This is a genomic window from Pseudomonas sp. 10S4, from assembly GCF_034344865.1.
Lineage (GTDB): Bacteria > Pseudomonadota > Gammaproteobacteria > Pseudomonadales > Pseudomonadaceae > Aquipseudomonas.
Genome location: NZ_CP133774.1, coordinates 7010536 through 7032513, shown reverse-complemented (window position 1 = coordinate 7032513; position 21978 = coordinate 7010536). Strand labels below are relative to the sequence as shown.

The following is a 21978-nucleotide window of genomic DNA, read 5'->3' as shown; positions in this document are numbered from 1 at the left end:
TGACCTTTGTAGGAGCGAGCGGTGTTATTTCTTCAGGTGTTGCTTGAGTTCTTCGGACGCTTGCAGAATCGCCGAACGCACCTCCGGCACCTGACTCACCACATTGAGCAACCCGTAGTCGTGGATCATGCCGTTGTAGCGAACCGCCGTGACCGGCACGCCGGCCTCGTCGAGTTTGCGGGCGTAGGCCTCGCCTTCATCGCGCAACACGTCGGCGCCAGCGGTCTGTACCAGCGCCGGAGGCAGGCCTTTGAGCTGTGCGGTGGTCGCTCGCAGCGGTGATGCGTAGATCTCGTTACGTTGCTGGGCATCGGTGGTGTAGTTGTCCCAGAACCACTTCATCATGTTTTTGGTGAGGAAGTGCCCCTCGGCAAACTGGTTGTAGGAGGCGGTCTCGAAGCTTGCATCAGTAACCGGCCACAGCAGCACCTGGAACTTGATGGCCGGCGTGCCTTTGTCCTTGGCCATCAGCGCAACCACTGCGGCCATGTTGCCACCGACACTGTTACCCGCCACCGCCAGGCGTTTGCCATCGACGTTGATCTCTTTACCGTGCTCGGCCACCCACTTCGTGGCGGCGTAGGCCTGGTTGATCGCCACCGGGTAGTGCGCTTCCGGTGACGGGGTGTAATTGACGAACACCGCCGCCGCACCCGAACCCGTTACCAAGTCCCGAACCAGCCGTTCGTGGGTCGGGAAATCCCCCAGCACCCAGCCGCCGCCATGGAAGAACATGAACACTGGCAGCTCGCCCTTGACCCCGGCTGGCCGGACGATGGTCAGGCTAATCGGTTGACCATCGACTTGAATGGTCTTCTGACTGACATCGGCTTTTGGCAGCGTCAGTTTCACCCCGGCTTGCGCACCCACCAGAACCGCGCGGGCTTCTTTAGGTGTGAGCTGTTCCATCGGTTTGCCGGTGCCGGCGTTCAGAGCATCGAGGAACGCCTGGGTGTTGTGTTCAACCCCATCGCCTGCAAATGCGCTGTGGACGGACAGGGCGAGAAGGGTACCGGTCAAGACTTTGCTGAATGTGTTCATGGTCGTTTCCTGTTCGGGCCTGGAATCAGCAGTTAAACGGTGACGTGCAGGCGCACATCGACGTTGCCACGGGTGGCGTTCGAGTACGGGCAGACCTGGTGAGCGGCATCAACCAGGGTTTGTGCATCGGCTTGCTCAAGACCCGGCAGGCTGATGTGCAGGTCAATGTCCAGTCCGAAACCGCCCGGGATCTGGCCGATGCCGACATGGGCGGTGATCGAAGCGTCGTTCGGGATGGTGCGTTTGGTCTGGCTGGCGACGAACTTCAGTGCGCCGATGAAACAGGCGGAGTAGCCGGCGGCGAACAGTTGTTCCGGGTTGGTCGCCGAGCCGCCAGCACCACCGAGTTCTTTCGGAGTGGCGAGTTTGACGTCGAGGATGTCGTCGCTGGAAACCGCACGACCGTCACGGCCACCGGTGGAGGTTGCGATTGCGGTGTAGAGAGTTTGCATGGTGTGAGTCTCATTCGGGTTTTTGGTGTTTTGCGCTAAATGTTTGCGCGCTAAGTAACTGCGAGGTAAATGTAGTTCGCTAATAGTTTGCGCGCAATATAAATTTTTGAAAAAGTTTGGCGAACTCGAATGAGCGGGGCGTCGAATGCCGGAAAGACTATTGAGTTAGAGCGATTGGTTCAGGATCTTCGGCGAGTGATTTTTTTGCGAAGAGGGAGTGAACGATGGCTTCAGCAACGCCATAAGACAAATGTGGGAGCGGGCTTGCTCGCGAAAACGGTGTGTCAGTCGACATCAATGCAGATTGACACACCGCTTTCGCGAGCAAGCCCGCTCCCACAGGGGAATTGTGGTGGATTGGAGATCAGAGGCTGTCTTGCAGGTGGCTGCGCAGCTCCTGGAGATCCGCTTGCAGCTTCTTCAACTGCTCAATTGTCTGCCCGCTGGCGCCAAGGATGCACTGCGGAATGTCCCGAGCCTTGTCCCGCAGGGCGCGACCCTGTTCGGTCAGTTCGACAATCACCACCCGTTCATCTTCACGGCTGCGGGTCCGGCTGAGCAAACCTTCGACTTCCAGGCGTTTAAGCAGCGGCGTCAACGACCCCGGATCGGTCAGCAGTCGCGTGCTGATTTCGCCTACGGTCAATCCATCCCGTTCCCACAACACCATCATCGCCAGGTACTGCGGATAGGTTAGCCCCAGTGCTTGCAGCAAAGGTTTGTAGACCTTGGTCATCAGTAGCGAAGTGGAGTGCAAGGCGAAGCAGACCTGATTGTCCAGCAGCAGGTTGTCGCAGTTGTCCGGGGTGTTGCGTTCGGTGGTCATGTCAAAGCCTTGATCAGTGATCGTCATGAATCTAGCGGGCGAATCTTTAATGCGCCAGATAATTATGGCTAGTGCCGGCCCAGATCGCTTTGCAGCGCCAGATCCCATGGGGCAATCGGGCTGAAGCGGGTTTTCAGGTATTCCAGCAGCAAACGACTGCGAGAACTGGCCTGTTGCTCCAGGCGCAGAGCGTAAATCCCTGCGGTCTCGGGTTTTGGCAAGCCCTTTTCGCAGAACAGCGGCAGCAGTTCGCCGCGCAGCAGGTATTCGCTGGCCAGCCATGTCGGCAGGTGCGCGATGCCCAGCCCGGCCAGTGCGCCGCAGACCAGCGCTTCGGCATTGTTGGCGCTCATGCGGATGCGCGCGGGTCGGTGCAACTGCATGTGCCCGTCCCGTTCAAAGCGCCAGGCGAAGGGCGGGGCCAGGCCGTCCCAGTCCAGACCATCGTGTTCGCTCAGTTGCGACGGATCGGTCGGCACGCCTCGGCGCTTCAAATAGTCGGGACTGGCGCAGGCAATGCGCACCATGTTCGCCAGCGGTGTGGCCACCAGCCGGGTATCGGCGATCTGCCCGGCGCGCAGCACCAGATCGACCTTGCCCAGGTTCAAGCCCTGCATGTCGACAAAGCTGTCGATCAGGTGCAATTGCACGTCGAGGCCGGGATACAGCATCAGAAAATCGGCAATGACCGGGGCCAGATGCCGGCGTCCGAATGCCGCTGGCGCGTCGACCCGAATCAAGCCTTCGGGCGCGCTGCTCAGGGACACCGCTTCGGCCCGGGCCAGGCGCAGCTCGGCAACGATCCGCCGCGCACGTTCGGCAAACGCCAACCCGGCCGGGGTCGCGCGCACGGCGTGGGTGCTACGCAGAAACAACTGGCTGCCGACCGCGTTTTCCAGACTGTCGATGCGTCGGGCCACCGCCGAAGGCGTCAGCGGATGGCGCCGGGACGCGGCGGAAAAGCTCCCGGTTTCCAGCACATCGAGGAACAGCCCGAGTTGGTCGGTCAATTGATTGGGGTTCATGGTTCTACCAGTGCCTGTGCGAAATCGGCACAGCCATTGTGCGTTGCTGTGCGTTTCCCCGCTAGCGCCGACTGCGTAGGATGAAAGACCTGACGAGAGGGAATTGGCCTGTGATTGAGTTTTTGATGTACCTGATCTTTGGCGCGGCCCTGGGCACTTTGGGTGGTTTGTTCGGCATTGGCGGTGGTCTGATCGCCATTCCGCTGCTCGGCGTGTTGTGCGGGCTCGACCAGCAACTGGCCCAAGGCACGGCGCTGGTGATGGTGGTGCCGAACGTGATGCTCGCGCTGTGGCGTTATCACCAACGCAATCGCATTGAATTGCGCCATGCATTGCCACTGGCTTCGATGGGGTTCTGCTTTGCCTGGATCGGTTCGATCTGGGCAGTGGGCATTGATGCGCAAACCATGCGCGTGGGATTTGTCGCGTTCCTGGTCGCCCTGTCGACCTACAACCTTGTGCGAATGTTCACTGCCAACGCGCCGGCATCCTCACAAATGCATTACTCATGGCCATGGCTGGGCGTGCTGGGCGCGGCATCCGGGACCATGGGCGGGTTGTTTGGTGTGGGCGGGGCGGTGGTGGCGACGCCGGTGCTGACCAGCCTGTTCGGCACCACTCAGGTGGTGGCCCAAGGTTTGTCGCTGGCGCTGGCGTTGCCGAGCACCGGCGTTACCTTGGTAACTTACGCGGCGCATCATCAAGTGAACTGGATGATTGGCCTGCCCTTGGCAGTCGGTGGATTGCTGAGCATCAGTTGGGGTGTGAAAGTCGCTCACGCCATGCCGGAACGGTCTGCTGCGCGGGCTGTTCTGTGGTTTCCTGGTGTTCTGTGCGGTGATGCTCGCGTTTAAAGTTTGAAGCCTTCGACGATGTGCTCGGCCAGGCATTCGGTGATTGGCGACGGGTTGTGCAGGTTGCGCACCAGCATAATGCAGGCCTCGGGCAGCAGCGGCAGGTCTTCGGCGGCGCCGAGGATACGCATGTCCGGGGTGATCAGGCTTTCCAGTTGCGCGGTCACCGCCAGCCCGGCGCTGACCACCGCCATCAGCGCCGACAGGCTCGAGCTGTTGTAGGCAATGCGGTAATCGCGGCCCATCGCGTCGAGGGCGTTGCACGCCCACAACCGGCAGAAACAATCACTGTTGAACATCGCCAGGGGCAGGGGCGTTTGCTCGTGGGCGCTGAAACATTGCGCTTCGGCCCAGACAAAACGTTCCTTGCGCAGCAACTGGCCAATCTCGGTGCCCGGCTCACGGGTGACGATCGACAAGTCCAGGTCCTGGCGCTGCAACAGTTGCTTGGTCGATTCGCAATGAACTTCGATCTGGATCAGCGGGTAGAACTGCGCGAAGCGCGACAGGATCCCCGGCAGAAAGCGCATCACGTAATCATCCGGCGTGCCGATGCGCACCGTGCCGACCATGTGCGGCTCGCGCAGGGTATTGAAGACTTCGCTGTGGAGTTTGAGGATGCGTCGCGCATAGCCGAGCAGCACCTGGCCTTCGGCGGTCAGCTTGACCTGGCGCCCGTCGCGTTCGAACAGCTGGCGCTGCAACACGTCCTCTTCCAGGCGTTTCATCTGCATGCTCACCGCAGACTGAGTGCGGTTGACCATTTCGCCGGCACGGGTGAAGCCGCCCTGGTCGGCGATGGCAACAAAGGTGCGCAGTACATCAGTATCGATACTTGGGTACGCCGACATTCATCAATCTCCGAGATGCATACCATCAGAAACATTCGTTGGATTGATCTTAGCTTCGGCGCGAGACTTGAGCCATCCCTAAAGGAGGGCGACATGATGAAAGGTCAACACGAGCATGTAACGGCAGAAAAATTCTCAATCCACGCGGTTTCCGATTTGCTGCACAAGTTTAGTCGCTGGTACGAACTTCACCGCGAACGTGAGCTATTGGCGAGCCTGAGCGATGAAGCGCTGAAGGACATCGGCGTGAGTCGTGCGGATGTCGAGCACGAATCGATCCGGCCGTTCTGGGACGATCCGATGCATAAATGATGATTCCATTGCTACACAAACCCCTTCCTGGTGAGGTAGGTTGCGAGCAGACAAGGAGATGCTCATGCCCGCAACGCTGTCCTTTTCCAACAAACAGGCTCGACGTCTGGCACTGGCTGCCCAAGGGTTCAACGGGCGCCAGCCGCCAGCGGCGATCAAGCCGGTACAACTCAACCGACTGATCGAACGCCTGGGCATTTTGCAGATCGATTCGGTCAATGCGTTAGTGCGCTCGCACTACCTTCCCTTGTTTTCCCGCCTCGGCAACTATTCATCCGACTTGCTCGACCAGGCTGCCTGGAGTCAGGGCCGTCGACGCACGTTGTTCGAATATTGGGGCCACGAAGCTTCGTTGTTGCCGTTGTCCATGTACCCGCTGATGCGCTGGCGCATGCAGCGCGCTACCCGTGGCGAAGACATCTACCAGCAACTGGCGCGGTTTGGGCGTGAGGAACAGGACACGATTCGCCGGGTGCTGGGTTCGGTTGAGGAATTGGGCGCGCTGGGCGCTGGCAGTTTGTCGACCCGTCAGGAACGGGCCGGGCCGTGGTGGGACTGGAGCGCCGAAAAGCATGCGCTGGAATGGCTGTTTGCCGCTGGGGAAGTGACTGTCGCTGGCCGGCGCGGGTTCGAACGGCTTTACGATTTGCCAGAGCGAGTCATTCCCTCGGCCGTTCTCCAGCAGCCTTTGCTCACAGAAGCCGAAGCCCAACGCGGTCTGTTGTTGCATGCCGCGAATGCCTTGGGTGTGGCGACGGAAAAGGACCTGCGGGACTATTTTCGCCTGAACCCGGCCGACAGCCGACGGCGTGTGGCGGAGTTGGTCGAGGCCGGTGAGCTGCTGACCTGCGAAGTCGAGGGCTGGCGGCATCCGGCTTATTGCCTGCCCGAGCCCAAGGTGCCGCGCAAGGTCGAGGCCAGCGCCTTGCTGTCACCGTTTGATTCGCTGATCTGGGAGCGTAGCCGCACCGAGCGGTTGTTTGATTTCCGGTATCGGTTGGAGATCTACACGCCGAAGGACAAACGGGTCTACGGCTATTACGTGTTGCCGTTTTTGCACAACGAACGGATTGCTGCGCGGGTGGATTTGCGAGCTGAACGGGCGTTGGGCCGTTTGGCGGTGCACGCCGTGCATGAAGAAGAGCCGGGGCTGGATGAGGCGGGGATGATGGCGTTGGCGGTCAATTTGCGGCAGATGGCGGATTGGTTGGGCTTGGAGCGGGTGCAGTTGAATTGTCAGCGGGTGAGTGCGGGGCGGTTAAGAGTGGCATTGGCTCAAATTTGTGGTGATTGAGCTGACGTCATCGCGAGCAAGCTCGCTCCCACAGGGGTTAGGTGATCCACTGTGGGAGCGAGCTTGCTCGCGATAGCGGTAGGTCAATCAACCAGAGACTGGCTGACTCACCGGCGGACTTGCTTCAACGTCTCGGCAATCAAAAACGCCAACTCCAGCGACTGATCAGCATTCATCCGCGGATCGCAATGGGTGTGGTAACGGTCCGACAACCCATCCTCGGTAATCGGCCGCGCGCCACCAATGCACTCGGTCACGTTCTGCCCGGTCATTTCGATGTGGATACCGCCGGCATAGGTGCCTTCCGCTTCGTGGACCTGGAAGAACTGCTTAACCTCGCCGAGGATTTGCGCGAAATCGCGGGTCTTGTAGCCGCTGCTGGCCTTGATGGTGTTGCCGTGCATCGGGTCGCAGCTCCACAGCACTTTCTTGCCTTCACGCTCAACAGCGCGAATCAACTGCGGCAGATGATCGCCGACCTTGTTCGCGCCCATCCGTGCAATCAGGTTCAGGCGACCTGGATCGTTGTCCGGATTAAGCACGTCGATCAGGCGAATCAGGTCCTCGGGGTTCATGCTCGGGCCGACTTTCACGCCGATCGGGTTGTTCACGCCGCGCAGGAACTCGACGTGTGCGCCGTCGAGCTGACGGGTACGGTCGCCGATCCACAGCATGTGGGCCGAGCAGTCGTAGTAATCGTTGGTCAGGCTGTCGCGACGGACAAAGGCTTGTTCGAAGTTCAGCAGCAGCGCTTCGTGGGCGGTGAAGAAACTGGTTTCGCGTAGTTGTGGCGAGGTGTCCATGCCGCAGGCGCGCATGAAGGCCAGGGTTTCATCGATGCGATCGGCCAGATGGCTGTATTTCTCGGCCAGCGCCGAATTGGCGATGAAATCCAGGTTCCACTTGTGCACCTGATGCAGGTCGGCAAACCCGCCCTGGGCGAAGGCGCGCAGCAGGTTCAGGGTCGCGGTGGACTGGTGATAGGACTGCAACAGGCGTTCCGGGTCCGGGACGCGGCTTTTTTCGTCGAAACCGATGCCGTTGACGATGTCGCCACGGTAGGCGGGCAGGGTCACGCCGTTGATGGTTTCGTCGTTGGCCGAACGTGGCTTGGCGAACTGACCGGCCATGCGCCCGACCTTGACCACCGGGCAACCGGCGGCGAAGGTCATGACGATCGCCATTTGCAGCAACACTTTGAAGGTGTCGCGGATTTTCGCGGCGGAGAACTCGGCGAAGCTTTCGGCGCAATCGCCGCCCTGCAACAGAAACGCGCGGCCCTGGGTCACTTCGGCAAACTGACGGCGCAACTCCCGGGCTTCACCGGCAAACACCAGCGGCGGATAGCTGGCCAGGGTTTGCTCGACCTGCAGCAAATGCGCTGCGTCGGGGTATTGGGGTTGTTGCTGGATCGGCAAGGCGCGCCAGCTGTCAGGGCTCCAGGGTTGGCTCATCACGTTCTCTAGTGTTTACGCACGGGCGCTCATGTTATCAGCAATTAGTGCGTGACCTATTCCCGTCGCTTCGCGGACAATCGCGCCTTTGCCGCTTCATGTTGCGGTGTATTGCGTCACCGTTTGCCAAGTGGCAGACCCGGTGACGATCAGGAGACGAAATGACTGAGGAGCGCGTCGAGCATCTGCTCGCCGAGGTACAGGATGAGTTCGGCGTGATTCGCGTGCTGGAAGTGGCCGATTACCGTTTTCTCGAATTCGGCGATGCCATCGAGCAAAGCTGCGTGTTCACTGCCGATCCGAGCTGGCTGGAGTACGACTACACCCGCGCCATGCTGATCGGCGCGTTGTGCCATGAACAGCCGGAAAGCGCGCTGTTCCTGGGCCTTGGCGCCGGCACGCTGACCCAGGCCTGTCTCAAGTTCCTGCCGCTGGAAGACGTCGAAGCCATCGAGTTGCGCCCCGACGTGCCACGCCTGGCCATCGAATACCTGGGGCTGGATGACGATCCTCGGTTGTACATCCGGGTTGGCGATGCGCTGGAACTGCTCGACACGGCCGAGCCGGCGGACCTGATTTTCGTCGATCTTTACACCGATGTCGGGCCCGGCGTCGGGCATCTGGCCTGGGGGTTTCTGACCGATTGCCAGAAACGCTTGAATCCGGGTGGCTGGCTGGTGATCAATCAGTGGGCGACCGACGATGGTAAACCGCTGGGTGCGGCGTTGTTGCGCGGGCTCTACCACCGCCATTACTGGGAGCTGCCGGTGAAGGAGGGCAATGTGATCCTGATCGTGCCGTCGGAGCTGGATCAGGAACTGGACATGGACGGCTTGATCGCCCGGGCCGAAGGGCTGGCGCCGCGATTGGGGTATTCGTTGACGTCCTTGATCAAGGCGATTCGCCCGGCGACGTAAAGCGATGAGGTTACCTGTGGCGAAGGAGCTTGCTCCCGCTTGAGTGCGCAGCACTCACAAAATCTGCATGGAATACCAGGTTTTTGGGGCCGCTTCGCAGCCCAGCGGGAGCAAGCTCCCTCGCCACAAAAGCGCTGTGGTCAGCAGCCTTTGAAAACGCCGGGTCGCTTCTCAACCATCGACCGCACGCCTTCCTTTGCATCCTCACTCGCCAGCAACTTCTTCACCATCGGCGGCAACGCCTGCGCCGCCGCCGTTTCCCCTTCGTAACGTGCCTGCCTGGCCGACATCAGCGTCGCCTGAACCCCCAGCGGCGCCTGTCGGGCAATGCGCTCGGCCAGTTCAATCGCCCTCGGCAGCAAATCCTCGCTGGCCATGACTTCCTGCACCAGCCCCAGACGCAAGGCGTCATGGGCGTCGAATTCATCGCCGGTCAGTAGCCAGCGCATGGCGTTGCCCCAACCGGCCACTTGATGCAGACGCAGGGTGGCGCCGCCGAACGGGAAGATCCCGCGCTGCACTTCCATCTGGGCGAAACGGGTATTGCTGGCACAGAGGTTGATATCGGCGGCCAGCATCAGCTCGATGCCAATGGTCAGGCAATAACCCTGGGCGGCGACAATCACCGGTTTGCTGACCCTGGGCCCGGCGAACACCCCCATGGATCACAGCCGCCAGGTGGTGCCTGCCAACCGTTGGCGAGGGCGGCGCTGGCATTGATCAGGTCGAGCCCGGCAGTGAAATGCTCGCCATGGCCGAACACGATCGCCACCCGCGCTTCGCTGTCGGCCTCGAACTCGCCGTAGGCCAGGCTCAGTTCATTGAGCAGATCAAGGTCGAAGGCGTTGCGCTTGGCGACCCGGTCCAGGCCGATCAACAGGACATGGCCGCGTCGTTCGCGGCTGACACGGCTGGAAACGGGCTGATTCATGAGGCATTTCCTCGGGCGGGAAGGGGCGGGATGGGGGGTGTCAGACCGAAGGTCTGTATCTCAAGGGTGAACCGTTTTAGCGCCATCGCCAGCAGGGCCGGGCCTTTGAAAAATAGACCGTTGCACGATTATCCGCAAAGCCTGTGACATAACGGTGTATGCGTCATTTTTCCGACAAATAATGCTCCCTTTTTGGGCGAATTCCGGTATAGTGCGCGCCGGCCTTTAACCGGGCCGCGTTTAGGTAGCGCAATTCCCCGAAGTCAGCTTCGGCTGCACGTCCGCACAGCGGACTCTTCCTTGACGAATCTTTTTCATTCATTCGTTTTCGCAAATCCCCGCCGACAAAGCAGCCAGGGCGACTCTTGAGTCTTACACGGCATGCGCAGCTTTGGAGCATGGGTCTTTGCGGATGCACTTAGAGGCAGACCCATGACCCAGGAAACCGGCGGCTTCGCCGCTTTTAATCTTAATCCGAATATTCTTGCAGCCGTCATCGCGACTGGCTACGAAGAGCCTTCGGCTATTCAGCAGCAATCGATCCCGATCATCATGGCCGGCCACGACATGATTGGCCAGGCGCAAACCGGTACCGGTAAAACCGCCGCGTTCGCTCTGCCAATCCTGCATCGCATCGATCCTGCTAAGCGCGAGCCGCAAGCCCTGATCCTGGCGCCAACCCGTGAGTTGGCGCTGCAAGTAGCAACCGCTTTCGAAACCTACGCCAAGCAAATGCCGGGCGTTACCGTTGTGGCCGTTTACGGCGGCGCCCCTATGGGTCCACAACTGAAAGCAATCCGTAATGGCGCACAGATTGTTGTCGCCACTCCGGGTCGTCTGTGCGACCACCTGCGTCGTGACGAAAAAGTCCTGTCTACCGTGAACCACCTGGTTCTCGACGAGGCGGACGAAATGCTCAAACTGGGTTTCATGGACGACCTCGAAGTTATCTTCAAGGCTCTGCCTCCAACCCGTCAGACCGTATTGTTCTCGGCGACCCTGCCGCAGTCGATCCGTGCCATTGCCGAGCGTCACCTGCGTGATCCGCAGCACGTGAAGATCCAGACCAAGACTCAGACCGTTACCGCGATCGAACAGGCTCACCTGTTGGTTCACGCTGACCAGAAGACCTCGGCTGTATTGAGCCTGCTGGAAGTTGAAGACTTCGACGCCCTGATCATGTTCGTGCGCACCAAGCAAGCGACCCTGGATCTGGCCAGTGCCCTGGAAGCCAAAGGCTACAAAGCCGCTGCGCTGAACGGTGACATTGCTCAGAACCAACGTGAGCGCGTGATCGAATCCCTCAAGGATGGCCGTCTGGACATCGTTGTTGCGACCGACGTAGCTGCTCGTGGTCTGGACGTTCCGCGTATCACTCACGTGTTCAACGTTGACATGCCGTACGACCCGGAATCCTACGTTCACCGTATCGGCCGTACTGGCCGTGCCGGTCGCGAAGGTCGTGCACTGCTGCTGGTGACTCCGCGTGAGCGCCGCATGCTGCAAGTGATCGAGCGTGTAACCGGTCAAAAGGTTGCTGAAGTTCGCCTGCCGGACGCCCAAGCTGTTCTCGATGCTCGCATCAAGAAATTGACCAACAGCCTGTCGCCGCTGGTTGCTGATGCCGAATCGACTCACGGTGATCTGCTGGATCGCCTGACCGCTGACATCGGTTGCACTCCGCGTGCACTGGCTGCTGCTCTGCTGCGCAAGGCCACCAACGCTCAGGCGTTGACCCTGGCTGCGATCGAGAAAGAACGTCCACTGGTGCCGAACAACGCACCGCGCGGCGATCGTCCAGAGCGTACCGGTGATCGTCCGGACCGTGGTGATCGTGAGCGTCGTGCTCCGGTTGCATTGGCTGAAGGCCGTGCTCGTTGCCGTACCGCGCTGGGTGCGCGTGATGGTATCGCTGCCAAGAACCTGCTGGGCGCTATCCTCAACGAGGGTGGCCTGGCTCGTGAAGCAATCGGTCGCATCCAGGTGCGTGACAGCTTCAGCCTCGTTGAACTGCCGGAAGATGGTCTGGAAAAACTCCTGACCAAACTGAAGGACACTCGCGTTGCTGGTAAGCAGTTGAAGCTGCGTCGCTACCGCGAAGATTAATCCGCTCTCGGGCTGATTGATCGAACATAAAAAATCCCCGACAGGTTCGGGGATTTTTTTGCCTGAAAAAGATCGCAGCCTTCGGCAGCGCCCACAGGCGCGTAGCTGCCGAAGGCTGCGATCTTTTGATCTTAACGTTACCCGAAACGATAAATGTCCATGCCTAGCGCCCCCATGGTGAATCCCTGGTGCGCAATCCCGAACTCACCCCCAGCCCCGCGAGCAAAGTACAACGGCAGCAAATGCTCATCACTCGGATGGTTGCGCACAGCGTTCGGCGCCTGCTGGCGATAATCGTGCAACGCCGTTTCATCGTTGGCGGCCAGTTTTTCAATCATCCAGTCACGGAACGCCTTGGCCCACGGCTCGACGCTTTCCGGGCCGGCATGCCAGTCCAGTTCACGCAGGTTGTGGGTGATGCTGCCGGAGCCGATCAGCAACACGCCTTGTTCGCGCAGACTGGCCAGCGCATGACCCACGCGGGTTTGCAGGGCCGGGCCGCCACGGGTTGGCAGTGAGACTTGCACCACCGGAATGTCGGCCTGCGGGTACATCAATGACAACGGCACCCAGACCCCGTGATCGAACGGTCGCTTGGCGTCGATGCGCACAGGCAAGTCATCGGCTTTCAGCAACTCGACCACCTCTGCCGCCAGTTGTGGATTGCCTGGCGCCGGGTATTGCACTTCGAACAAGGCCTTTGGGAAGCCGCCGAAGTCATGCCAGGTTTCAGGCTGCGGGTTACCGCTGACCAGCAGCTCGTTGCTTTCCCAGTGCGCCGACACAATCACGATGGCCTTGGGCTTCGGCATTTCTGCAGCCAAGCGCGCCAGGGCCGGGCCGCTGGCCCCCGGTTCCAGTGCCAGCATCGGCGAACCATGGGATATGTAGAGGCTGGGGAACATGAATGAGCTCCTGAGGGGTAAGATGGCACCATCTTCAGTCAGATCATTGATCTAAATCTAATATAAGTTTTAGCGTCTTTTGATCGAATTTTCGGGATTAATTATGCAGCCGGAGTTTTGGCACAAGCGGTGGACGTCGAATCAGATCGGCTTTCACCTGCCGGAAGTGAATCCATATCTGCAACGGTACTGGCCGCAACTGGGCCTGGAGGAGGGCGCGCGCGTACTGGTGCCCTTATGTGGGAAAAGCCTGGACCTGCTGTGGCTGGCTAAATGTGGTCATGAAGTGTTGGGCGTCGAATTGTCGGAAAAAGCGGTGGAAGACTTTTTCCACGAGCATCAATTTGACCCTGACGTCAGCGACCAAGGCCCCTTCACCGTGTATCGGGCGGGTTCGATCGAGATTTGGTGCGGTGATTTCTTCGCGCTGACCGCTGGCGATGTCGCCGATTGCAGCGCGCTGTACGATCGCGCGGCGTTGATCGCCTTGCCGCCGACGATGCGTGAGCAATACGCCGAGCATTTGAAGCGGATTCTGCCAAAGGATTCCCTGGGGCTTTTGATCACCATGGACTACGACCAGGCGCAAATGGACGGACCGCCGTTTGCTGTGCTTGATGACGAAGTGCAACGGTTGTTGGGCGCTTCGTGGGAGCTGAAGATTCTGGAAGATCAGGACATCCTGGGCCAGAGCTGGAAGTTCCTGGAAGGTGGTGTTACGCGGCTTGAAGAGCGGGTTTACCGGGTTTCCAGCCGATAGATTTGTGTTGGTTGTACCGATGCCTTCGCGAGCAAGCCCGCTCCCACATGGGGAACGCATTCCAATGTGGGAGCGGGCTTGCTCGCGAAGAGGCCCTGATAAATACCACAACAATCAGCAGACAAAAAAAGGCCCGCATCTCTGCGGGCCTTTTCTGTTAGTGCGGGGCGACTCAGCCCCGACGACGCAGCGCGTCAATACGCTCTTCCAGCGGTGGGTGGCTCATGAACATCCGGGCGAACCCTTGTTTGACGCCACCGTTGATGCCGAAGGCGTTCAAGGTGTCCGGCATGTGCACCGGCAGTCCTTGTTCGGCTCGCAGGCGTTGCAGGGCGCCGATCATCGCGCTGGTGCCGGCCAGGCGTGCACCGGCTTCGTCGGCACGGAACTCGCGTTTACGCGAGAACCACATGACGATCGAGCTGGCGAGGATACCCAGCACCAGTTCGGCGACGATGGTCGCCACGTAGTAGGCGATTCCCTGGCCTTCTTCGTTCTTGAAGATCACCTTGTCGACAAAGTTGCCGATGATCCGCGCGAAGAACATCACAAAGGTGTTCACCACGCCCTGGATCAACGCCAGGGTGACCATGTCGCCATTGGCCACGTGCCCGATTTCGTGGGCCAGGACGGCTTTGACTTCATCCGGCGAGAACCGCTCGAGCAGGCCTTGGCTGACCGCAACCAACGCGTCGTTCTTGTTCCAGCCAGTAGCGAAGGCGTTAGCCTCGTAGGCCGGGAAAATCCCGACTTCGGGCATCTTGATCCCGGCTTCGCGAGACAGTTGCTCAACGGTTTGCAGCAGCCATTGTTCGTGACGGGTGCGCGGCTGGCTGATGATTTGGGTGCTGGTGCTCATCTTCGCCATCCACTTGGAGATGAACAGCGAGAACAGGGAACCGGCGAAACCAAAGACCGCACAGAAAATCAGCAGCTGATTGAGGTTGAGATCAACCCCGTTGGCCGCCATGAACCCGTTGAAGCCGAAAAGGCTCAGGGTGATGCTGGCAATCAGCACGACCGCCAGGTTAGTGGCCAAAAACAGCAGGATGCGCATCATGGTTGTAGAAATCTCCTCATGCTAAAGATGTAGCGTACTGCGGGGTATATAAGGTGCTGCACGGTGCTATTCAACCGAGTGACTATTTCAAACTGTGTCCTACAGCAATAGTTTAGCTGTATGCAGGGCATTTCCGGCGTGGACGCAGGAAGGGTTTGTCAGTCGATTGACTGTGTGGCCCCTGTCTTTGTTGGACGCGCGCACGAAACCGGTCACCAGGCAGCGATGGCAACAAAGATGTGCGGCAGGGTGCAGAGATGTGTTGCTGAATTAATCACCGTGCGACCCGGGTCGCACGGTGAACGTCAGCTTACTGACGGTAGGTCTTGAGGAAGTTGCCGATCCGGCCGATGGCCTGATCCAGTTCATCGACCCGGGGCAGGGTGACGACGCGGAAGTGATCCGGCCATGGCCAGTTGAAAGCCGTGCCTTGAACCACCAGCAGCTTCTCGGAGAGCAGCAGGTCGAGGACGAATTTCTCGTCGTTGTGAATCGGGCAGACTTTCGGGTCAATTCGCGGGAAGGCATACAGCGCGCCCATCGGCTTGACGCAGCTCACGCCCGGAATGTCGTTGAGCAATTCCCAGGTACGGTTGCGCTGTTCCAGCAGGCGACCCTGAGGCAGCACCAGGTCATTGATGCTCTGGTAGCCACCCAGTGCGGTCTGGATCGCGTGCTGGCTCGGCACGTTGGCACACAGGCGCATGTTCGCCAGCATGTCGATGCCTTCGATGTAGCTCTGGGCGTGGTGTTTCGGGCCCGAAATGGCGATCCAGCCGGAGCGGAAGCCGGCGACGCGGTAGGACTTGGACAGACCGTTGAAGGTCAGGCACAGCAAGTCCGGCGCCAGGGAGGCGGTGCAGATGTGCACGGCGTCGTCGTAGAGGATCTTGTCGTAGATCTCGTCGGAGAACACCACCAGGTTGTGCGAGCGGGCCAATTCGAGCATGCCCAGCAAGACTTCTTTGGAGTACACCGCGCCGGTCGGGTTGTTCGGGTTGATGATCACCAGGGCCTTGGTGTTCGGGGTGATCTTGGCCTTGATGTCGGCCAGGTCCGGGAACCAGTCGGCGCCCTCATCGCACAAGTAGTGCACCGGGTTGCCGCCCGCCAGGCTGACTGCGGCGGTCCACAGAGGGTAGTCGGGAGCCGGCACCAGTACTTCGTCGCCATTGTTGAGCAACGCTTGCATCGACATCACGATCAGTTCGGAAACGCCGTTGCCCAGGTAGATGTCTTCAATGCCGACGCCTTCGACCTGCTTCTGCTGGTAATACTGCATGACGGCCTTGCGCGCACTGAACAGACCCTTGGAGTCGCTGTAGCCTTGGGCCGTCGGCAGGTTACGGATCACGTCCTGGAGAATTTCATCCGGCGCTTCGAAACCAAAGGGCGCCGGGTTGCCGATGTTCAGCTTGAGGATGCGATGGCCTTCCTCTTCCAGGCGTTTGGCGTGCTTGAGCACTGGGCCGCGAATGTCGTAGCAGACGTTGGCGAGCTTGTTCGATTTGCTGACCTGCATGGCGATGTGTTCCCGAAAATGAACGATCCAGGCGGCGTATGAACTACCGTACTGGGAATCCTGCGTAATCACACAGGCCTGACGCCTTGAGAGGCAGCACCCATAAATCCGTTTGAATGCGCGTGGTCTGGCTGCCAGACTGGCGTTTGACGAGGCGCAATCATACGTGCCGCCCGATCCGTGGAAAAGGTACAGATCGGGCTTTTTCAGCTGCTGAGGTGTGACGATGGAAAAGTTGGAAAAAACCCTGGAAGAATGGAAGGCCATGCTCGATCCGGAGCAATACAACGTTTGTCGCCTCAAAGGCACCGAACGACCGTTCTCCGGCAAGTACAACGGCACCAAGACTGACGGCGTTTACCACTGCATCTGCTGCAACGAGCCGTTGTTCGATTCGAAAACCAAGTTTGATTCCGGCTGTGGCTGGCCGAGCTTCTACGCGCCGATTGGCGACAGTGCGATGGTCGAGATCCGCGATGTCAGCCACGGCATGATTCGCACCGAAGTAGTCTGCGCCACCTGCGATGCGCACCTGGGGCATGTATTCCCGGACGGCCCGCCACCGACCGGCCTGCGTTACTGCATCAACTCGGTGTGCCTGGACCTCGTTCCGCGCTCGTAATGCGAGCCCTGTAGGAGCGAAGCTTGCTCGCGAAGGCGGATTTTCAGTCAACATCAATGTTGAATGTCAGTCCCTCTTCGCGAGCAAGCTTCGCTCCTACAGGTAATCGACTATTGATTTATTAAATTGCACACAATTCAATTGCTCGCTATGTTCAGTGCTTCTTCCTACATCTGGAGCCCGAATCATGAGCGACAACCTGCTGAGCATCCCGGTCACCACCATCAAGGGTGAACAAAAGACCCTGTCCGACTTCGCCGGCAAAGCGGTGCTGGTGGTCAATACCGCGAGCAAGTGCGGCTTTACCCCGCAATACAAAGGTCTGGAAGAGCTGTGGCAGACCTACAAGGATCAAGGCCTGGTAGTGCTCGGCTTTCCCTGCAACCAGTTCGGCAAGCAAGAACCCGGTAACGAAGGGGCGATTTCCGAATTCTGCGAGTTGAACTTCGGCGTCAGCTTTCCGCTGTTCAAAAAAATCGACGTCAACGGCTCTGACGCCCATCCGCTGTTCGTTCAACTGAAAAAACGTGCACCAGGCCTGCTGGGTTCCCAGGGCATCAAGTGGAACTTCACCAAGTTCCTGATCGGCAAGGACGGCCAAATGGTCAAGCGCTTTGCCCCGGCGACCAAGCCGCAGGATTTGAGCGCCGAGATCGAAGCCTTGCTCAAATGAACACCGTGTCCGCCGACTCCCTGAAGCTCGACAGCCAGCTCTGCTTCAAGCTGTATGCCGCGTCCCGGGCGGTGATTCGTGGCTACAAGCCGATGCTCGATAAGCTCGGCCTGACCTACCCGCAATACCTGGCGATGCTGGTGTTGTGGGAATGGCAGGAAGCGGCCCCGGAGCAACCGACCGTCAAGGCCTTGGGCGAACGCCTGGCGCTGGACTCCGGCACGCTCACGCCGTTGCTCAAGCGGCTTGAGCAGTTGCAACTGGTCCAGCGTCAGCGTTCGGCGCGAGATGAGCGGGAAGTGCACTTGAGCCTGTCGCCAGCCGGCCTGGCCTTGCGCGAGCAGGTCGGGCCGCTGAAGGCGCGCCTCCTGTGCGACAGCGGTGTGGACCTGAATCGCCTGAATGAACTGCGCGATGGCCTTGATCAGTTGTTGGGGCAGATCAAAGCGCTGTCCTAGCCGGTATCCACTGGTCGAGCAAAGCGGCCAGTTCCTCTCGTCGAAAGGGTTTGGCCAGGTAGTCGCTCATGCCCGCCACCCGACAGCGCTCGCGTTCTTCGGACATGGCGTTGGCGGTCAGGGCGACGATCGGCAATTGTGGCCAGCGCCCGCTGCGGCGGATGTGCCGACTGGCTTCATAGCCGTCCATCACCGGCATGTTGCAGTCCATCAGCACCAGGTCGAATTCCCCCAGCTCAAGTTGATCCAGGGCTTCGGCGCCGTGGGCGGCGACAATCACCTCGCAACCGAGCTTGCCGAGCATGCCTTTGGCCACCAACTGATTGACCGGGTTGTCCTCCACCAGCAGCACCCGACCGCGGCGTTGCGGGGTGAGGGCGTCGAGGCGGGCGTCGTTGATTGTCGTGGTGTCCGGTTGCAAGACTCGTCGTAGCGTCTGGTACAGCGCGTTGCGCGCCAATGGCCGCGCCTGTTGCTGCAAGGGCGCCAAGGCGGCAGCTTCTTGGCTGGGCATGAAACTGCCATAGGCCGTCACCAACAGGATCGGCGCCGTGAACGTAGGGCGCAGGCCAAACAGGCATTCCGGGCAGTCGGTGATCAATACATCGGGTTCCAGGCCGAGCAACGAATCTTCAATGGAGCGCTGCTGATATTCGAGCCCCCATAAAGGCAGCAGGCCTTTCAATAGTTCCGCCAAGCCGCTGCTGGCTGCCGTAATCGCTATGACCTTGCCTTGCAGCGGTGCAGGCGCAATGGCGCGGGTGTGGGCGGGCAGCGGCAGGTCGGCGCAGAACTGGCTGCCAAACCCGGCTTCCGAACTGATCGTCAGCCGTCCTTGCATGGCTTCGCAGAGGTTGTACGTCAGGGCCAGGCCCAGCCCGGTGCCGCCGAATTGCCGGGTAATGCCGGCGCCGGCCTGGGTGAAGGGCTGGAAGATTTTGACCTGCGCGTCCTGGGCGATCCCGATGCCGGTGTCGCACACTTCAATGCGCACACCATCCTCGAACGTTGAAAGACGCACATCGACCCGCCCGAAACGGGTGAATTTGAGGGCGTTGGACAGCAAGTTGCTGACAATCTGCCGGACGCGGGTCGGGTCGCCCAGTACCAGCGCCGGAAACTGCGGATCGATCAGGCAGGCCAGTTCGACGCTGGGCGCGGCATTCTGGGACAGCAGGTTGGCGGTGTCCTCGATCAGCGAGCCAAGGTCGAACGGAATGTGTTCGAGCTCCAGCTGGCCGGCATCGAATTTCGACAGGTCGAGAATATCGTTGAGCAGTTCCACCAGTACTTTGCCCGAGTCATGGGCGATGGACAGTTGTTGCTGTTGCTCGGCATTGAGCGGGCCGTCGAGCGAGAGGGCGATCATTCCCAGCAGGCCGTTGAGCGGCGTGCGGATTTCATGGCTCATATTGGCCAGGAACGCCGAGCGCGCTTCGGCCATGTCCAGGGCCGTTTGGCGGGCGACTTCCAGTTCTTCGTTGGACTGACTGAGCCGGGTGTTGATGGCCTTGAGTTCGGCGGTGCGGGCCGAGACTATATTTTCCAGTTGCTCGAGGTAGTCGGTCAGGCGGTTTTCAGCATTGCGCCGTTGCTGGATTTCCGTGGCGATGTTTTCGAACTGTTGATTGGCCACTTTGACCAGCACACCGATTTCATCGTTTTCATGCCCCGCCGGGTACTCCAGCCATGTCGGCTCCGCGCTACGTGGATCGCGGCCGCTGAGTTCGCGGATGACCCGTACCAGTGGCTTGGTCAGCATCACGTAAAACAGCGCCAGCAGGATGCCGGTCAGGATCAGGCTGCGGGCGAAACCGTTGAGCAATGTCACTTCGGCCCGGCGCAGGAAGCGGCTACCGAAGGAATAGGTGTCGACCTCCAGCTGCAGGGTGCCGAGGGATTCGTCGGGCAAGTGGTCGAGGAAGAGGCGATCTTCGAACTGGCGGTTGGCGCCGAACAGGAAGTCGCTGATCACCCGATAACCGCTTTCCATGCCCTGGCGTTTGACGCTGGCCAGCACGGTATTGTTGTTGTCGGTCAATTGCGCGCTGATGATCGCTGGTGAGCGCAGCAAGCCCATGGTCAATTCCTGGGCGAGTTCGGCGTCGATGTTGTAGGCGATACGTGACGCCGGGTTATGGCTGATTTCCAGCAAAGACAGTATTTCGCGGTTGATGGAGGCGTCTTCGCTGGCATAATCGATGCCTATTTGCACCAGACTGAGCAATGTGCCCAATATGAAACCGACCAGCACAGTAAGCCGGGCTTGCTTGTAAGAAAGCCGGTGGGTGAACTTGATATCCATTGGGTGTTGAACCACTTCCGTTTCCCTTCGCTGCTCCAGCATAGTCGATCATGCAGGGATACCGATGTTCCCCGGCCCCAAGATTCAACGATGGGCCGGTTATTGAACACTGTGTTGGGTTGCTCTTGTCGCCATCATTACTGTGAAACGTGCCCGAGGAGAAGACGTGGATTCCCGATTGAATGCTTTTCTTGAACGCGCCGATGCCGTTCTGGCCCGAATCGAGCCGCTGTTGCCGGCACCGAGACAAACTATCGACTGGGCGCACTGCCTGGCCGCGCGCTGGCAGCGTGAGGGCCGCAGCGGTTTTCTGCTGCCGCTGCAAGTCAGCCTCGACACCCGTTTGACCGACTTGATCGGTGTCGACCGCCAGGTTGAACAACTGGGGCGCAACACCCAACAGTTCCTCGACGGCATGCCGGCCAACCACGCGTTGCTCTGGGGTTCGCGTGGCACCGGTAAATCGTCGCTGGTTCGCGCGTTGCTCGCCGAACACGCCGAGGCCGGTTTGCGCTTGATCGAGATCGAACGCGATCACCTGGCGGACTTGCCGCGTATCGTCGAGCAGATCGCCAAATTCCCTCAGCGTTTCGTGCTGTTCTGCGATGACCTGTCGTTCGAGTCGGGCGAGGGCGACTACCGCGTGCTCAAGAGCGTGCTCGACGGCTCCCTTGAACAGGCGCCGGACAATGTTCTGCTGTACGCCACTTCCAACCGTCGCCACCTGGTGCCGGAAAAGGAAAGCGACAACGAGAACTGGAAACGCGTTGATGGTGAGCTTCACCCAAGTGAGGCCGTCGAGGACAAGATTGCACTGTCGGATCGTTTCGGTCTGTGGCTGTCGTTCTATCCGTTTACCCAGGAACACTTCCTCAACGTCGTCGAGCACTGGATCGGGCAATTGGCCGACAAGGCCGGCCTGGCCTGGCAGCGCACTGAAGAGCTGGACATCCTCGCGGTCCGTTGGGCCACTGGCCGGGGTAATCGCAATGGACGTTGCGCCTATCAATTTGCTCGCTATTGGGTCGGGCTCAAGCTGTTGGAGCACAAGGCATGATCGATTTACAAAAGAGCGGCCAGGGCCTCGAAGGCTACGGCATGCTCTGGGCGCAGTTGGAGTCGCTGTTGGCGGACGAGCGGGATTTCATCGCCAACGCGGCGCAGTTTTCGGCGTTTCTGTTTAACCAGCTCGATGACCTGAACTGGGCCGGTTTTTACCTCAATCGCAACGAAGAACTGGTGCTTGGCCCATTCCAGGGTCAGATCGCCTGTGTGCGAATTCCGTTTGGCCGGGGCGTGTGCGGGGCTGCTGCGGCGACCTTGCAGACTCAACTCGTCGAAGACGTTCACGCGTTTCCAGGGCACATCGCCTGCGACAGCGCGTCGAACAGTGAGTTGGTGGTGCCCTTGATCAAGGACGGTCGACTGATCGGCGTATTGGATCTGGACAGCCCGAAACTGGCGCGTTTTACCACCGATGATCAGGCTGGCATCGAACAACTGGCAGCTATTTTCCTGCGACTGACTGATTGCTGATCAGGCCTGCCATAGGGTGCAAGTGAGATGGCCGCTAGAAAGGTGTTATGCCCAAGGCGGCTGTCTCATTTGTA

The 21978-nt window shown here is 59.7% G+C and carries 20 protein-coding genes and 2 pseudogenes; 11 read left to right on the top strand and 11 right to left on the bottom strand.

The annotated features are described in order from the left end of the window. Window positions 1-24: 24 nt before the first annotated feature. The 4 genes from RHM58_RS32700 to RHM58_RS32685 all read right to left on the bottom strand — a co-directional run bounded on the left by RHM58_RS32700 (window position 25) and on the right by RHM58_RS32685 (window position 3344). Window positions 25-1041: an alpha/beta hydrolase gene (locus RHM58_RS32700; RefSeq protein WP_322269233.1), complete on the bottom strand. Its 1017-nt coding sequence runs from the start codon at window positions 1039-1041 to the stop codon at window positions 25-27. A 32-nt stretch (window positions 1042-1073) separates the two neighbouring features. Continuing rightward, window positions 1074-1493, bottom strand: coding sequence for an organic hydroperoxide resistance protein (locus tag RHM58_RS32695; RefSeq protein ID WP_201205469.1), 420 nt, complete (start codon window positions 1491-1493; stop codon window positions 1074-1076). Window positions 1494-1857: 364 nt separating this feature from the next. Next, window positions 1858-2319 (bottom strand): MarR family winged helix-turn-helix transcriptional regulator, encoded by a 462-nt coding sequence (locus RHM58_RS32690; RefSeq protein WP_322269230.1) that lies wholly within the window; start codon window positions 2317-2319, stop codon window positions 1858-1860. A gap of 68 nt (window positions 2320-2387) precedes the next feature. Next, window positions 2388-3344, bottom strand: coding sequence for a LysR family transcriptional regulator (locus tag RHM58_RS32685; RefSeq protein ID WP_201205465.1), 957 nt, complete (start codon window positions 3342-3344; stop codon window positions 2388-2390). A 110-nt stretch (window positions 3345-3454) separates the two neighbouring features. Here RHM58_RS32685 and RHM58_RS32680 point away from each other — a divergent pair. After that, a pseudogene (locus RHM58_RS32680) lies at window positions 3455-4205 on the top strand (sulfite exporter TauE/SafE family protein). Here the strand turns inward: RHM58_RS32680 and RHM58_RS32675 are convergent. Beyond that, the gene (locus tag RHM58_RS32675; protein WP_201191277.1) at window positions 4195-5049 is read right to left on the bottom strand and encodes a LysR substrate-binding domain-containing protein; all 855 of its coding nucleotides are present in this window, start codon (window positions 5047-5049) and stop codon (window positions 4195-4197) included. The pseudogene RHM58_RS32680 and the gene RHM58_RS32675 sit on opposite strands and share 11 nt — an antisense overlap. Before the next feature lie 96 nt (window positions 5050-5145). Between RHM58_RS32675 and RHM58_RS32670 the strand changes: the two genes are divergently transcribed. After that, a complete protein-coding gene (locus RHM58_RS32670) occupies window positions 5146-5361 on the top strand; it encodes a DUF1127 domain-containing protein (protein WP_123410637.1) in 216 nt (71 codons plus the stop codon). A gap of 64 nt (window positions 5362-5425) precedes the next feature. Next, on the top strand, window positions 5426-6655 hold the full coding sequence (locus tag RHM58_RS32665) for a winged helix-turn-helix domain-containing protein (RefSeq protein ID WP_322269228.1): 1230 nt from the start codon (window positions 5426-5428) through the stop codon (window positions 6653-6655). A 107-nt stretch (window positions 6656-6762) separates the two neighbouring features. Here RHM58_RS32665 and RHM58_RS32660 read toward each other — a convergent pair whose 3' ends face one another. After that, window positions 6763-8109, bottom strand: a complete 1347-nt coding sequence (locus tag RHM58_RS32660) for a class II 3-deoxy-7-phosphoheptulonate synthase (protein ID WP_201205460.1) — start codon at window positions 8107-8109, stop codon at window positions 6763-6765. Between the two features lie 161 nt (window positions 8110-8270). On the opposite strand from RHM58_RS32660, the gene RHM58_RS32655 reads away from it, so the two are divergent. Next, window positions 8271-9026, top strand: a complete 756-nt coding sequence (locus tag RHM58_RS32655) for a spermidine synthase (protein ID WP_201191269.1) — start codon at window positions 8271-8273, stop codon at window positions 9024-9026. A gap of 140 nt (window positions 9027-9166) precedes the next feature. Here RHM58_RS32655 and RHM58_RS32650 read toward each other — a convergent pair. After that, a pseudogene (locus RHM58_RS32650) lies at window positions 9167-9957 on the bottom strand (crotonase/enoyl-CoA hydratase family protein). Window positions 9958-10389: 432 nt separating this feature from the next. Here RHM58_RS32650 and RHM58_RS32645 point away from each other — a divergent pair. Further along, window positions 10390-12063 carry a DEAD/DEAH box helicase gene (locus RHM58_RS32645; protein ID WP_123510266.1) on the top strand — a complete coding sequence of 558 codons (1674 nt, stop codon included), beginning with the start codon at window positions 10390-10392 and terminating at the stop codon, window positions 12061-12063. Between the two features lie 137 nt (window positions 12064-12200). Here RHM58_RS32645 and RHM58_RS32640 read toward each other — a convergent pair whose 3' ends face one another. Further along, window positions 12201-12968, bottom strand: coding sequence for a DODA-type extradiol aromatic ring-opening family dioxygenase (locus tag RHM58_RS32640; protein ID WP_322269226.1), 768 nt, complete (start codon window positions 12966-12968; stop codon window positions 12201-12203). Window positions 12969-13071: 103 nt separating this feature from the next. On the opposite strand from RHM58_RS32640, the gene RHM58_RS32635 reads away from it, so the two are divergent. Beyond that, window positions 13072-13728: a thiopurine S-methyltransferase gene (locus RHM58_RS32635; RefSeq protein WP_322269225.1), complete on the top strand. Its 657-nt coding sequence runs from the start codon at window positions 13072-13074 to the stop codon at window positions 13726-13728. Window positions 13729-13900: 172 nt separating this feature from the next. On the opposite strand, the gene htpX is transcribed toward RHM58_RS32635, so the two are convergent. Together htpX and RHM58_RS32625 are read right to left on the bottom strand one after the other, a co-directional pair. Further along, window positions 13901-14788 carry a protease HtpX gene (htpX, locus tag RHM58_RS32630; protein WP_201205535.1) on the bottom strand — a complete coding sequence of 296 codons (888 nt, stop codon included), beginning with the start codon at window positions 14786-14788 and terminating at the stop codon, window positions 13901-13903. Between the two features lie 310 nt (window positions 14789-15098). Next, window positions 15099-16310 (bottom strand): pyridoxal phosphate-dependent aminotransferase, encoded by a 1212-nt coding sequence (locus tag RHM58_RS32625; protein ID WP_054052048.1) that lies wholly within the window; start codon window positions 16308-16310, stop codon window positions 15099-15101. A gap of 226 nt (window positions 16311-16536) precedes the next feature. Here RHM58_RS32625 and msrB point away from each other — a divergent pair, with 226 nt between their 5' ends. The 3 genes from msrB (at window position 16537) to RHM58_RS32610 (ending at window position 18063) form a co-directional block, all read left to right on the top strand. Next, window positions 16537-16932 (top strand): peptide-methionine (R)-S-oxide reductase MsrB, encoded by a 396-nt coding sequence (gene msrB / locus RHM58_RS32620; protein ID WP_201205533.1) that lies wholly within the window; start codon window positions 16537-16539, stop codon window positions 16930-16932. 187 nt (window positions 16933-17119) lie between these two features. Continuing rightward, the gene (locus tag RHM58_RS32615; RefSeq protein WP_201205531.1) at window positions 17120-17605 is read left to right on the top strand and encodes a glutathione peroxidase; all 486 of its coding nucleotides are present in this window, start codon (window positions 17120-17122) and stop codon (window positions 17603-17605) included. Beyond that, window positions 17602-18063, top strand: coding sequence for a MarR family winged helix-turn-helix transcriptional regulator (locus tag RHM58_RS32610; RefSeq protein ID WP_201205528.1), 462 nt, complete (start codon window positions 17602-17604; stop codon window positions 18061-18063). The genes RHM58_RS32615 and RHM58_RS32610 overlap by 4 nt, the downstream gene beginning before the upstream one ends. On the opposite strand, the gene RHM58_RS32605 is transcribed toward RHM58_RS32610, so the two are convergent. Beyond that, window positions 18047-20368 carry a hybrid sensor histidine kinase/response regulator gene (locus RHM58_RS32605; RefSeq protein ID WP_322269222.1) on the bottom strand — a complete coding sequence of 774 codons (2322 nt, stop codon included), beginning with the start codon at window positions 20366-20368 and terminating at the stop codon, window positions 18047-18049. The two genes, RHM58_RS32610 and RHM58_RS32605, sit on opposite strands and share 17 nt — an antisense overlap. Before the next feature lie 166 nt (window positions 20369-20534). Here RHM58_RS32605 and RHM58_RS32600 point away from each other — a divergent pair, with 166 nt between their 5' ends. After that, the gene (locus RHM58_RS32600; protein WP_201191251.1) at window positions 20535-21425 is read left to right on the top strand and encodes an ATP-binding protein; all 891 of its coding nucleotides are present in this window, start codon (window positions 20535-20537) and stop codon (window positions 21423-21425) included. Continuing rightward, window positions 21422-21904: a GAF domain-containing protein gene (locus tag RHM58_RS32595; RefSeq protein ID WP_201205524.1), complete on the top strand. Its 483-nt coding sequence runs from the start codon at window positions 21422-21424 to the stop codon at window positions 21902-21904. Before RHM58_RS32600 ends, RHM58_RS32595 begins: the two co-directional genes overlap by 4 nt. Window positions 21905-21978 lie beyond the last annotated feature (74 nt).